Source organism: Sphingobacterium sp. GVS05A (assembly GCF_019969845.1).
Lineage (GTDB): Bacteria > Bacteroidota > Bacteroidia > Sphingobacteriales > Sphingobacteriaceae > Sphingobacterium.
On sequence record NZ_JAHXYR010000023.1, the window covers coordinates 1 to 455 of the forward strand.

The 455-nt window shown below is 70.5% G+C and carries 1 protein-coding gene and 1 pseudogene; both read right to left on the reverse strand.

From position 1 onward, the window contains the following. Nucleotides 1–240: pseudogene (locus tag LC454_RS26265) on the reverse strand (YbhB/YbcL family Raf kinase inhibitor-like protein); the annotation flags it as partial. Between the two features lie 10 nt (nt 241–250). Next, nucleotides 251–455: hypothetical protein (locus LC454_RS26270; protein ID WP_223585392.1), on the reverse strand; the 205-nt coding region annotated here is incomplete at its 5' end.

The window sequence follows — 455 nt, forward strand, 5'->3', positions numbered from 1 at the left end:
GTGCACGAAATCGCCGCGCGGCTGATCGCGCGGCACGCTCATGTCATCGCGGCCGACCGTTTCCGGCACCGTTGGCACGTCCGGGTCCACGCACACCAGCAGGAACGAGCGGGTGCCATCGGGCACGCCGCTCCAGGCCAGGTGCGGGTTGCGGTCGGGGGCGAAGCCGGCGGCATCGCCGGCGGCGAACTCACGGTCGATCGACGCACCGTTGACCAGGCTGTGACTGCTCAGTTGCATCAGATGCTCCTCACTCTTCCGGGTAACCCAAGCGCACCGCGACCGGGGTGAGCTGGGCGAACGCGGCGCCCATCACGTCGCGATACCTGCGCCAGTGGCCGGCAGGCAGGCGCGGTGCGCCCAGTTGTGCGGCCGGCGGCATCGGACGCCCGAACACGCGGCCCAGCAGGTCGGCCATCGCGTGCGCATCGTTGCCGATGTCGTCGATACGCAGC